14 protein-coding genes and 1 pseudogene are annotated in these 10,938 nt (G+C 68.1%); 10 read left to right on the top strand and 5 right to left on the bottom strand.

The annotated features are described in order from the left end of the window. The 8 genes from GA0115259_RS01180 to GA0115259_RS01145 form a co-directional block, all read left to right on the top strand. The coding region (locus tag GA0115259_RS01180) for a helix-turn-helix transcriptional regulator (RefSeq protein WP_370746951.1) at nt 1-392 on the top strand (392 nt) is incomplete at its 5' end. Then, nucleotides 389-1,810, top strand: a complete 1,422-nt coding sequence (gene sufB, locus GA0115259_RS01175) for a Fe-S cluster assembly protein SufB (protein WP_093589459.1) — start codon at nt 389-391, stop codon at nt 1,808-1,810. The genes GA0115259_RS01180 and sufB, both read left to right, overlap by 4 nt. Nucleotides 1,811-1,885: 75 nt before the next feature. Continuing rightward, entirely contained in the window at nt 1,886-3,064 is a 1,179-nt protein-coding gene (gene sufD, locus GA0115259_RS01170) for a Fe-S cluster assembly protein SufD (RefSeq protein WP_093589456.1), read from the top strand. Nucleotides 3,065-3,072: 8 nt separating this feature from the next. Continuing rightward, nucleotides 3,073-3,390, top strand: coding sequence for a bifunctional 3-phenylpropionate/cinnamic acid dioxygenase ferredoxin subunit (locus GA0115259_RS01165; RefSeq protein WP_093589453.1), 318 nt, complete (start codon nt 3,073-3,075; stop codon nt 3,388-3,390). A gap of 7 nt (nt 3,391-3,397) precedes the next feature. Further along, nucleotides 3,398-4,162 carry a Fe-S cluster assembly ATPase SufC gene (sufC, locus tag GA0115259_RS01160; RefSeq protein ID WP_093589450.1) on the top strand — a complete coding sequence of 255 codons (765 nt, stop codon included), beginning with the start codon at nt 3,398-3,400 and terminating at the stop codon, nt 4,160-4,162. 32 nt (nt 4,163-4,194) lie between these two features. After that, nucleotides 4,195-5,463 (top strand): cysteine desulfurase, encoded by a 1,269-nt coding sequence (locus tag GA0115259_RS01155; protein WP_370746952.1) that lies wholly within the window; start codon nt 4,195-4,197, stop codon nt 5,461-5,463. Between the two features lie 24 nt (nt 5,464-5,487). Next, nucleotides 5,488-5,952: a Fe-S cluster assembly sulfur transfer protein SufU gene (sufU, locus tag GA0115259_RS01150; RefSeq protein WP_093589447.1), complete on the top strand. Its 465-nt coding sequence runs from the start codon at nt 5,488-5,490 to the stop codon at nt 5,950-5,952. Beyond that, nucleotides 5,949-6,287: a metal-sulfur cluster assembly factor gene (locus tag GA0115259_RS01145; protein WP_093589444.1), complete on the top strand. Its 339-nt coding sequence runs from the start codon at nt 5,949-5,951 to the stop codon at nt 6,285-6,287. Before sufU ends, GA0115259_RS01145 begins: the two co-directional genes overlap by 4 nt. Before the next feature lie 117 nt (nt 6,288-6,404). On the opposite strand, the gene GA0115259_RS01140 is transcribed toward GA0115259_RS01145, so the two are convergent. Beyond that, nucleotides 6,405-6,737, bottom strand: coding sequence for a hypothetical protein (locus GA0115259_RS01140; protein WP_202449532.1), 333 nt, complete (start codon nt 6,735-6,737; stop codon nt 6,405-6,407). A 161-nt stretch (nt 6,738-6,898) separates the two neighbouring features. Here GA0115259_RS01140 and GA0115259_RS01135 point away from each other — a divergent pair, with 161 nt between their 5' ends. Further along, on the top strand, nt 6,899-7,762 hold the full coding sequence (locus tag GA0115259_RS01135) for a helix-turn-helix domain-containing protein (protein WP_256097865.1): 864 nt from the start codon (nt 6,899-6,901) through the stop codon (nt 7,760-7,762). Further along, nucleotides 7,759-7,962: a DUF397 domain-containing protein gene (locus GA0115259_RS01130; RefSeq protein WP_093589441.1), complete on the top strand. Its 204-nt coding sequence runs from the start codon at nt 7,759-7,761 to the stop codon at nt 7,960-7,962. The genes GA0115259_RS01135 and GA0115259_RS01130 overlap by 4 nt, the downstream gene beginning before the upstream one ends. Here GA0115259_RS01130 and GA0115259_RS01125 read toward each other — a convergent pair. The 4 genes and pseudogenes from GA0115259_RS01125 to GA0115259_RS01110 form a co-directional block, all read right to left on the bottom strand. Beyond that, nucleotides 7,950-8,969 carry a sugar kinase gene (locus tag GA0115259_RS01125; RefSeq protein WP_093589438.1) on the bottom strand — a complete coding sequence of 340 codons (1,020 nt, stop codon included), beginning with the start codon at nt 8,967-8,969 and terminating at the stop codon, nt 7,950-7,952. The genes GA0115259_RS01130 and GA0115259_RS01125 overlap by 13 nt on opposite strands. Further along, the gene (locus GA0115259_RS01120) at nt 8,966-9,943 is read right to left on the bottom strand and encodes an SMP-30/gluconolactonase/LRE family protein (RefSeq protein WP_093589435.1); all 978 of its coding nucleotides are present in this window, start codon (nt 9,941-9,943) and stop codon (nt 8,966-8,968) included. Before GA0115259_RS01120 ends, GA0115259_RS01125 begins: the two co-directional genes overlap by 4 nt. Continuing rightward, entirely contained in the window at nt 9,940-10,581 is a 642-nt protein-coding gene (locus GA0115259_RS01115; protein WP_093589432.1) for a bifunctional 4-hydroxy-2-oxoglutarate aldolase/2-dehydro-3-deoxy-phosphogluconate aldolase, read from the bottom strand. The genes GA0115259_RS01120 and GA0115259_RS01115 overlap by 4 nt, the downstream gene beginning before the upstream one ends. Before the next feature lie 56 nt (nt 10,582-10,637). Beyond that, nucleotides 10,638-10,938: pseudogene (locus GA0115259_RS01110) on the bottom strand (hypothetical protein); the annotation flags it as partial.

The raw sequence follows: 10,938 nt of genomic DNA, 5'->3' as shown, positions 1-10,938 counted from the left end.
CCGTCGCGGCCTTCGCCCGGGCCCGGCTCGCCGACCAGTCCGAGGCCTATCGCTCGGCGGTCGAGTCGGCCGAGCCCGACAAGCGCACCGAGGCCCTCGCCAGGGCGCTGAGCGCCGACGGGTACGCTGCTACGGCGCGTAGCGCGCCCAACCAGCAGGGCGAGCAGCTCTGCCAGCACCACTGCCCGGTCGCCCATGTCGCCGAGCAGTTCCCGCAGCTCTGCGAGGCGGAGACGGAGTCCTTCTCCCAGCTGCTCGGCACCCATGTGCAGCGGCTGGCCACCATCGCCCACGGCGACGGTGTCTGTACGACGTTCATCCCCCGCACCAGCGCCACCCAAGAGACCACCCACCACGCATCTGAAAGCACAGCCGGGAGGAACCCCGAATGACGCTCCCCACGGAGACTGCCCACCCCGAGCTCGAGGGTCTGGGTACGTACGAATTCGGCTGGGCCGACTCCGACGCCGCGGGCGCCGCGGCCAAGCGCGGGCTCTCCGAGGCTGTCGTCCGCGACATCTCGGAGAAGAAGAACGAGCCGGAGTGGATGCTGAAGCTGCGGCTCAAGGGTCTGCGCCTGTTCGACAAGAAGCCCATGCCGAGCTGGGGCTCGGACCTGTCGGGCATCGACTTCGACAACATCAAGTACTTCGTACGGTCCACCGAGAAGCAGGCCGCTTCCTGGGAGGAACTGCCCGAGGACATCAAGAACACGTACGACAAGCTCGGTATCCCGGAGGCGGAGAAGCAGCGCCTTGTCGCGGGTGTCGCCGCGCAGTACGAGTCCGAGGTCGTCTACCACCAGATCCGTGAGGACCTGGAGGAGCAGGGCGTCATCTTCCTGGACACCGACACCGCGCTCAAGGAGCACCCGGAGCTGTTCCAGGAGTACTTCGGCACGGTCATCCCGGTCGGTGACAACAAGTTCGCCTCGCTGAACACGGCCGTGTGGTCCGGCGGATCGTTCATCTATGTGCCGAAGGGCGTGCACGTCGACATCCCGCTCCAGGCCTACTTCCGTATCAACACGGAGAACATGGGCCAGTTCGAGCGGACGCTGATCATCGTCGACGAGGACGCCTACGTCCACTACGTCGAGGGCTGTACGGCCCCGATCTACTCCTCGGACTCGCTGCACAGCGCCGTGGTCGAGATCATCGTCAAGAAGGGCGGGCGCTGCCGCTACACGACCATCCAGAACTGGTCGAACAATGTGTACAACCTGGTCACCAAGCGTGCCGTCGCCTACGAGGGCGCGACGATGGAGTGGGTCGACGGAAATATCGGCTCCAAGGTGACCATGAAGTACCCGGCCGTCTATCTGATGGGCGAGCACGCCAAGGGCGAGACGCTGTCCATCGCCTTCGCGGGCGAGGGCCAGCACCAGGACGCCGGCGCCAAGATGGTCCACATGGCCCCCAACACCTCGTCCAACATCGTCTCCAAGTCGGTGGCGCGCGGTGGCGGCCGTACCTCCTACCGTGGTCTGATCGAGATCGGCGAGGGCGCCGAGGGCTCCAAGTCCAATGTGCTCTGTGACGCGCTGCTGGTGGACACCATCTCCCGCTCCGACACGTATCCGTATGTGGACGTCCGTGAGGACGACGTGTCCATGGGCCACGAGGCGACCGTCTCCAAGGTCTCCGAGGACCAGCTCTTCTATCTGATGAGCCGCGGTCTCTCCGAGTTCGAGGCGATGGCGATGATCGTGCGCGGTTTCGTCGAGCCGATCGCCAAGGAACTGCCGATGGAGTACGCGCTGGAGCTGAACCGGCTGATCGAGCTTCAGATGGAAGGCTCCGTCGGCTGATCCACGCCAGGCCGGCAGCTCGGCCGGTGACCGTTATTCCTTACGCAGAGGCAGAGAGAGAGCACGACGACAGCCATGGCTGAGGCTCAGAACATTCCGGCGGGTTCCACCACCGCCGGTTCGATCGCGGTGGCCGCCGAGTCGACCGTCGCCACGCGCATGAGCGCGCCCCCTTCCTACGACGTGGCGGACTTTCCCGTCCCGCACGGCCGTGAGGAGGAGTGGCGGTTCACGCCGCTGGAGCGGCTGCGCGGGCTGCACGATGGCAGCGCCGTCGCGGCGGACGGCGTCACGGTCGAGGTGACCGCGCCCGACGGCGTCGTCGTCGAGACCGTCGGCCGTGACGACGCGCGGATCGGCAAGGCCGGTACGCCGGTGGACCGGGTCGCCGCCCAGGCGTTCTCCTCGTTCGAGAAGGCCTCGGTCGTCTCGGTGCCCAAGGAGACCGTGCTGAGCGAGCCGATCAGGATCGCCGTCCACGGCGAGGGCGGTACCGCCTACGGCCATCAGATTGTCGAACTGGGCGCCTTCGCCGAGGCGGTCGTCGTCATCGACCACACCGGCGACGCCGTGCTCGCGGCCAATGTCGACTATCTCCTCGGCGACGGTGCCAAGCTGACCGTCGTCTCGCTCCAGGACTGGGACGAGAAGGCCGTCCATGTCGCCCAGCACAACGCGCTGGTCGGCCGGGACGCCTCCTTCAAGTCCGTGGTGGTCACCTTCGGCGGTGATGTCGTACGGCTCACGCCCCAGGTGCGGTACGCGGCGCCCGGCGGTGAGTCCGAGCTGTTCGGCCTCTACTTCACCGACCGCGGCCAGCACCAGGAGCACCGGCTCTTCGTCGACCACAACGCGCCGCACTGCAAGTCCAACGCCGCCTACAAGGGCGCGCTCCAGGGCACCGACGCACACGCCGTCTGGATCGGTGACGTACTGATCCGGTCCTCGGCCGTGGGCACCGACACCTATGAGATGAACCGCAACCTGGTCCTCACGGACGGCGCGCGGGTCGACTCGGTGCCGAATCTGGAGATCGAGACCGGTGAGATCGTCGGCGCCGGCCATGCCTCGGCCACCGGCCGGTTCGACGACGAGCAGCTCTTCTATCTGATGGCCCGCGGTATCCCGGAGACCGAGGCCCGCCGGCTGGTGGTCCGCGGCTTCTTCGCCGAGCTGGTCCAGAAGATCGGTCTGCCGGACGTCGAGGAGCGGCTGATGGCCAAGATCGAGGCGGAGCTGGAGACCGTGTCATGAGCGGGCCGATGGCTTTCGTCCGAGTCTGCGGTCTGGGCGAGCTGGAGGAGGACACCCCGAAGCGGGTGGAAGTCGACGGCACGCCCGTCTCCGTCATCCGTACCGGAGGCGAGGTGTTCGCGATCAACGACATCTGCTCGCACGCGAATGTCTCGCTCTCGGAGGGCGAGGTCGAGGACTGCATGATCGAGTGCTGGCTGCACGGCTCCAGCTTCGACCTGCGTACCGGCAAGCCGTCCGGTCTGCCCGCGACGCGCCCCGTCCCCGTATATCCCGTAAAGATCGAAGGGGACGATGTGCTCGTCTCCGTCACCCAGGAGTCCTGAGGCACCCATGGCAACGCTTGAAATCCACGACCTGCACGTCTCCGTCGAGGCCGAGGCCGGCCCCCGCGAGATCCTCAAGGGCGTCGACCTGACCGTCAAGCAGGGCGAGACGCACGCCATCATGGGCCCCAATGGCTCCGGCAAGTCGACGCTCGCGTACTCCCTCGCGGGCCACCCGAAGTACCGGATCACCGATGGCACCGTGACGCTGGACGGCGAGGACGTCCTCGCGATGACCGTCGACGAGCGCGCCCGCGCCGGTGTCTTCCTCGCGATGCAGTATCCCGTCGAGGTGCCCGGTGTCTCCGTCTCCAACTTCCTGCGCACCTCCGCCACCGCCGTACGCGGCGAGGCCCCCAAGCTGCGCACCTGGGTGAAGGAGGTCCGGGAGACCATGGAGCGTCTCCAGATGGACCCGGCCTTCGCCGAGCGCAATCTGAACGAGGGCTTCTCCGGCGGTGAGAAGAAGCGCCACGAGATCCTTCAGCTCGAACTGCTCAAGCCGAGTATCGCGATCCTCGACGAGACCGATTCCGGCCTCGACGTCGACGCGCTGCGGGTCGTCTCGGAGGGCGTCAACCGCGTCCGCGAGACCGGCGAGGTCGGCACGCTGCTGATCACGCACTACACGCGGATCCTCCGCTACATCAAGCCCGACTTCGTGCATGTCTTCGCACAGGGCCGTATCGCCGAGTCCGGCGGCGCGGAACTGGCCGACAAGCTGGAGGAAGAGGGCTACGAGGCGTATGTGAAGGGAGGCGTACCCGCGTGACGGAACTGCCGGGCCTTCTCACCGCTTCGGACCTGACCACGTCGGGCCTCACCGCGTCGGACCGTCTGCTGGACGAGGCGATCCGCAAGGATTTCCCGATCCTCGACCGGGTGATCCACGACGGCAAGAAGCTTGTGTACCTGGACTCCGCGGCGACCTCGCAGAAGCCGCGCCAGGTGCTCGACGCGCTCAACGAGTACTACGAGCGGCACAACGCGAATGTCCACCGAGGCGTGTACACCATCGCCGAGGAGGCCACGGCGCTGTACGAGGGCGCGCGCGACAAGGTCGCCGCCTTCATCAACGCTCCCAGCCGCGACGAGGTGATCTTCACCAAGAACGCGTCGGAGTCGCTGAACCTCGTGGCCAATATGCTCGGCTGGGCGGACGAGCCCTACCGGGTGGACCACGACACCGAGATCGTCATCACGGAGATGGAGCACCACTCCAACATCGTGCCGTGGCAGCTTCTGTCGCAGCGCACGGGCGCGAAGCTGAAGTGGTTCGGCATCACCGACGACGGCCGTCTCGATCTCTCGGACATCGACCGGATCATCACCGAGAAGACCAAGATCGTCTCCTTTGTGCTGGTCTCCAACATCCTGGGCACCCAGAACCCGGTCGAGGCGATAGTCCGCCGGGCCCAGGAGGTCGGTGCGCTGGTCTGCATCGATGCCTCTCAGGCCGCTCCGCACCAGGTGCTGGACGTCCAGGCGCTCCAGGCCGACTTCGTGGCGTTCACCGGTCACAAGATGCTCGGACCGACCGGGATCGGTGTGCTCTGGGGCCGTCAGGAGCTGCTGGAGGACCTGCCTCCGTTCCTCGGCGGCGGTGAGATGATCGAGACCGTCTCGATGCACTCCTCGACGTACGCGCCCGCGCCGCACAAGTTCGAGGCGGGTACGCCACCGATCGCCCAGGCCGTCGGGCTCGGCGCGGCCGTGGACTATCTCTCCGCGATCGGTATGGAGCGGATCACCGCGCATGAGCACGCGATCACCGAATACGCGGTGAAGCGGCTGCTGGAGGTCCCGGACCTGCGGATCATCGGTCCGGCGACGGCCGAGGACCGAGGCGCCACGATCTCCTTCACACTCGGCGACATCCATCCGCACGATGTGGGCCAGGTCCTGGACGAGCAGGGCATCGCGGTCCGGGTCGGCCATCACTGCGCCCGGCCGGTCTGCCTGCGGTACGGAATTCCCGCGACCACGCGAGCGTCTTTCTATCTGTACTCCACTCCGGCCGAGGTCGACGCCCTGGTCGAGGGCCTGGAGCACGTCCGTCAATTCTTCGGATGAGGACTGAGGACTGAGAGGCTGTCCGTGAAGCTGGATTCGATGTACCAGGACGTCATCCTGGACCACTACAAGCACCCGCACGGGCGCGGTCTCCGGGACGGCGACGCCGAAGTGCACCACGTGAACCCGACCTGCGGTGACGAGATCACGCTGCGTGTGCGGTACGAAGGTTCGCGGATCGCGGATGTCTCGTACGAGGGCCAGGGCTGCTCCATCAGCCAGGCCAGCGCATCCGTGCTGAACGACCTGCTGGTCGGCAAGGAACTGGCCGAGGCGCACAAGATCCAGGGCACCTTCCTGGAGCTGATGCACTCCAAGGGCCAGCTGGAGCCGGACGACGCGATGGAGGAGCTGCTGGAGGACGCGATCGCGTTCGCCGGTGTCTCCAAGTACCCGGCCCGTGTCAAGTGCGCGCTGCTGAGCTGGATGGCGTGGAAGGACGCGACGGCCCAGGCCCTGGGCGACAGTGCGACGAAGGAGACGGCATGAGCGAGAACGAGACCCTGACGATCAAGCCGGCCTCGGAGGACGAGGTCCGCGAGGCGCTGTACGACGTGGTCGACCCTGAGCTGGGCATCGATGTCGTCAACCTCGGCCTGATCTACGGCATCCACATCGACGATTCCAACAACGCGACGCTGGACATGACTCTGACGTCGGCGGCCTGTCCGCTGACCGATGTGATCGAGGACCAGGCGAAGGCGGCGACGGACGGCATCGTCAGCGAACTCAAGATCAATTGGGTCTGGATGCCGCCGTGGGGCCCGGACAAGATCACCGACGATGGCCGCGAACAGCTCCGCGCACTGGGCTTCAACGTCTGATCACCGCCCCACACCGGGCGGATGCACCACAGGCCCCATGACCCGAGGACCGGGTCATGGGGCTTTCTGCGTGCGGTAGTCGTACTCCGAGCAACGAGCGGGCCTCGTGAGGGGACCTTACGGCCACATCAGGTGCGGCACGATCCGTGTCCCGAACCGGTAGGTGCGCAGGGCGCGTTCGGGGGACGGGACGCGGTGCCGGCGGTGGCCGTCGACGCTGATCACTTCGGCGTGGTCCTCGAACGCCATGCCCCAGGCGGCGACTCGTCCGTCGACCCGGTCGCCGTACTCCTGGGCGACGGCGAACAGCCTCGGAGCGGTGTCGGCGACCAACTCCTTGAGGAGAACGGAGAACTCTTCCCGGTCACACAGCGGAGGCAGGCCGGTGGGATCCGGGACGAGCAGGTCGAGAGCGGGCGTACCGCTGGTCCAGCGGGTGAGGTTGTCCATTGCTGCCTCCGTGTCGTTGGAACGGGCCACGGCGTTGGGCCTATGAGTAGGATGCCTGATGAGGATTTATTCCGGGCAACATTCCTGGAATTTAGACCCGAACGAGTTGTGGAGCCGATGCTGGAGACGACAGAATGTCCGGCATGGCATGGAAGAGGGGCATGGCCCCGCAGTCGGTCTACCGACGTCAACTTGCAAAGCGATTGGGTGAGTTGAGGGACGAAGCAGGGCTCACTCTTGCGGAGGTGGCGGCGCGGATCGAAGTGCATCAGGGGACGCTCAGCCGCCTGGAGAACGGTGATCGCGGGACCACGCCGGTCATGGTGAACTCCATGCTCGACTGCTACGGCGTCCAGGACCCGGCCCTGCGCGAGGACATCCTCGATCTCGTACGGGCCGACCGAGCACAGAGCAAGCCGTGGTGGCGGAAGTACTCAACTGTGCTCAGCCCGACGCGATATGACGGCTACCTGGCTCTGGAAGCCAGCGCGGTGTCCATGCGCAGTTACCAACCAATGTTGGTGCCCGGCCTGCTCCAGACGGAGGAGTACGCGGCGGCGGTCATTGGAGGCATGAGGCTGGACCTTACCTCGCGACAGGTCAAGCCACTGGTCGACGTACGGATGAAGCGACAGGCGGAGCGCCTCGGAGGGGACAGCCCCGTAAGGTTCTGGGCGATCATCGATGAATCCGCTCTGAGCCGCCAGATCGGTTCCCCGGCAATCATGCGGGACCAGCTCCAGAAACTGGTTGACCTCCATGAACTGCCCCATGTGACGGTTCAGTTGCTGCCACTGGCCTGCGGAGCGCATCCTGGCTTCTACGGCCCGTTCGTGCTCATGAGCTTCCCGGAACCGAATCCGGACCTGGTGTGGCTGGAGCTTCGCAAGAACTCTGTTTACCTTGAAGGGCAGGGGGACGTGGACGGGTACGCGGACGTCTTCGACCATCTGCGCGCTCTGGCGCTCAGCCCTTCCGATACCCGGGCCCGAATCGAACAGATCATCAGGGAGTTGCCTCAGTGAACCGCGAACTCGACCTTACCCAGGCCCGGTGGCGCAAGAGTTCGTACAGCGGCGGGGACAACGACTGTGTTGAGGTCGCCGTGTTCCGCGAGCAGGTGGCCATTCGTGACTCCAAGCGTCCCGAACAGTCTCCGCTCGTTGTCAGCCGTGCTGGGGTCCAGACGTTCATCGTTGGTATTCGGGCCGGTCACGTGGGTTGATGGGTCGCCCAGGTCTCCTCGTCCGCCGTCAGCAGTTGTCTCAGCCGGGCCGGCGGTGGCAGTGGGCCGTGGTCCGCGGTGACGCGTAGGGCTGATGCGGCTGTGAGGTGGCCCAGGCGCAGGGCGTGTACGGGATCGCCGTTGGTCCGTAGTCCTGCCAGGAAGCCGGCCGCGAACGCGTCGCCCGCGCCGACCGGTTCGACCACTTCGACGCGCGGGGCCGGGACGGAGTGGGGCACCGGGCCGAGATAGGCCGTGGCCTCCCGGGCGCCGTCCTTGACGACCAGGGTGTGCGGGCCGGGCAGCAGGGCGCGCACCGCCGCCGCGTCCGTCACCGCCGGGCCCCACAGTGCCTGGGCCTCGTCCAGGCCCACGAAGACGAGATCCGCGCGGTCGGCGAGGGTACGCAGGATCTCCGGCGCCGAGCGGCCGGTCCAGAGCGCCGCGCGGTGGTTCACATCGAAGCTGACCGGACAGGGCCGGTCGGGCGCGAGTGCCTCCTCCACCAGGGCCAGACAGCTTGCCGAGAGGGCGGGAGTGATACCGGTGAGATGGACAAGTCCCGCCTCCCGTACGGCCGTCGACCGCAGTACGTCCGGGCCGAGCGCGGAGGCGGCGGAGCCGCGCCGGTAATAGAGGACACGGGTGCCGTCGGCGCCGGGATTCTTGATCAGCAGGCCGGTGGGCCGTGTGGGATCCGTCCGTACGCCGGTGACATCCACGCCGGAGGACGCCACCCTCCGCCGGATCCGCGCGCCGAACGGATCGTCGCCGAGCGCGGAGATCCAGCGCACCGGTACGCCGTGGTCGGCCAGATACATCGCCACGTTCGACTCGGCGCCCGCGATGTCCAGCCGGAGCAACTCGGTGTCGTCGAGCGGCGCGACCGGCTCGGGCGCCAGCGCCGCCATCGTCTCTCCGACGCAGACGACGGGCCCGGTGCCGATGAGCCGTCGGCCGTTGTGTGCGGAGGCATGGTGTGCGGAGGCATCGTGTACGGAGGTCATGACGCGGCTTTCGTCTCCGGGCGGTAGGACGCCGTCGGCAGGCCCGGCACCTCTACTCGTACGGCGAAGACCGCGCCGTCGAGCGGTCCCGGCCGGGACAGACCCGTACGGGCGCTCGTGACGAACAACGTGCGGCCGTCCTCTCCGCCCAGACAGACTCCGGCGGGCTGCGACGCGGGCACCGGCACGATCTGGTCCAGGGCGCCGTCCGGGCGGTAGCGGTGGACCACGCCCTCGCCCCAGACGGCGGCCCACAGACCGCCCTCCGCGTCGACGGTCATGCCGTCCGGACCGCCCGCGTCCAGCGTTGTGAACACCGAAGGATCACCTAGCCCGCCCCTCGCCGGATCGACCGGATAACGCCTGATCAGCCCTCGTGCACTGTCCGCGAGGAACATGGTCCGTCCGTCGCCGGAGAACGCAGGGCCGTTCGGTACGGTGATGCCGCTCAGCGCTCGGACCACCGTTCCGTCGCGGTCGACGCGGTAGAGCGATCCGGCGCCCTCCACTCCGTCGTACGCCATGCTGCCCGCCCAGAAGCGGCCGTGCGGATCGGCGGTCGCGTCGTTCATCCGCATCCGTACGGGCGCGCCGTCCTCCGGACGCGCCAGCCACCGCACGCCGTCAGCCGAGTCTCCGTCGGCACCGTCCCTCCCGGTGTCGAGCAGACAGATCCCCGGGCCCGCCGCCGCGATCCAGGTCCCGGGCCTGCCCTCGACCGGAGCAACCGCGCCGAGGGCCACGGGCAGCCGGGCCAGCTCGGCCAGGCCCTGTCCGGCCCGGTCGGCCGGCGGCGCGGCGAGCAGCCGGCCCGCGAGGATGTCGACCAGGACGACCCGGCCGTCGATCCAGCGGATGCCCTCGCCCAGTTCGAGCCGGTCCGGCCAACGGGCCTCGGCCCTGTCGCCGTCTGCCCCGGTGCCGTCTGCCCCGGTGCCGTCCGCCCTACTGCCGTTTGCGCCGATGCCGTTCATCGCTTCTGCTCCGCCCGCTCGCGGACCACGGCGAGGAACTCCCTTGCCCGCGCCCGCAGTCCGTCGATGTCACCGCCGTCCGCCGCGTCCCCGATCAACGGCGAGCCGACGCCCACCGCCACCGCTCCCAGCGCCAGATACTCGCGCGCGGCGGGCGCGTCCACTCCGCCGACCGGGACGAACGGGAGGTCGGGAAACGGCCCGCGCAGCGCCCTCAGATACGCCGGGCCTCCGGTCTGCCCGGCCGGGAAGATCTTGAGCGCCTCGGCGCCGAGCCGCAGCGCGCTCAGGATCTCGGTCGGTGTCATCACTCCGGCGAGCACCGGCATGCCCAGCTCCCGGGCCACGGTGATGCCGTCGCCGACCGCCGGTGTGACGATGAAGTCGGCCCCCGCGTCGTGTGCGGCACGCGCGTCGTCGGGACCGAGGACCGTGCCCGCGCCGAGCGGCGCGTCCGGGCCCAGAGCGGTCCGGGCCCGGGCGATGACATCCAGCGCGTTCCGGCCGGAGAGCGACACCTCGATCAGGGCGACGCCCTCCTCCGCGAGTGTCAGTACGGTCCTCAGCGCCGCGTCCGGATCGTCTCCGCGCACGATGGCGACCAGCCGGTGGGCGCGCAGCGCGCTCAGCAGATCCACAGGTTCTTCTCCTTGTTCCTGTTCATGGGTGATGCCGCCTCAGGAGTGCCGCCGTGTCAGGCGTGCTGCCGCACCGACAGCGTGAGCCGCCAGCGGACCTCGCCGGACGCGGGCACGCGCGCCGCGTCCGTCTCCTCCGCGTGGGCCAGGTCGAAGACCCGGCCGAGCATCGGCTCGACACCGATGGAGCGGTACGGCGCGTCCTCCGGGAAGCCTCCGAGGTTCCGCCAGAGCGCGACGGAGACCGGCTGTCCCTCGGCCTCGACCGACAGACACAGCTCGTCGGCGCCGTCCCGTACGGACACCTCGTCCGTGTCGACCACGGCGCCCACGGCCGTACCGTCGGCCGGGCCGAGC

The sequence above is a fragment of the Streptomyces sp. MnatMP-M17 genome (genome assembly GCF_900091995.1).
Lineage (GTDB): Bacteria > Actinomycetota > Actinomycetes > Streptomycetales > Streptomycetaceae > Streptomyces.
Note: the sequence above shows the minus strand (reverse complement) of the source record. Positions and strands in the feature narration are given on the sequence as shown.

Coding starts and splice junctions, on each gene's coding strand:
- sufB (WP_093589459.1), top strand. CDS start 389: ATGACGCTCCCCACGGAGACTGCCCACCCCGAGCTCGAGGGTCTGGGT.
- sufD (WP_093589456.1), top strand. CDS start 1,886: ATGGCTGAGGCTCAGAACATTCCGGCGGGTTCCACCACCGCCGGTTCG.
- GA0115259_RS01165 (WP_093589453.1), top strand. CDS start 3,073: ATGGCTTTCGTCCGAGTCTGCGGTCTGGGCGAGCTGGAGGAGGACACC.
- sufC (WP_093589450.1), top strand. CDS start 3,398: ATGGCAACGCTTGAAATCCACGACCTGCACGTCTCCGTCGAGGCCGAG.
- GA0115259_RS01145 (WP_093589444.1), top strand. CDS start 5,949: ATGAGCGAGAACGAGACCCTGACGATCAAGCCGGCCTCGGAGGACGAG.
- GA0115259_RS01140 (WP_202449532.1), bottom strand. CDS start 6,737: ATGGACAACCTCACCCGCTGGACCAGCGGTACGCCCGCTCTCGACCTG.
- GA0115259_RS01135 (WP_256097865.1), top strand. CDS start 6,899: ATGGCCCCGCAGTCGGTCTACCGACGTCAACTTGCAAAGCGATTGGGT.
- GA0115259_RS01125 (WP_093589438.1), bottom strand. CDS start 8,969: ATGACCTCCGTACACGATGCCTCCGCACACCATGCCTCCGCACACAAC.
- GA0115259_RS01120 (WP_093589435.1), bottom strand. CDS start 9,943: ATGAACGGCATCGGCGCAAACGGCAGTAGGGCGGACGGCACCGGGGCA.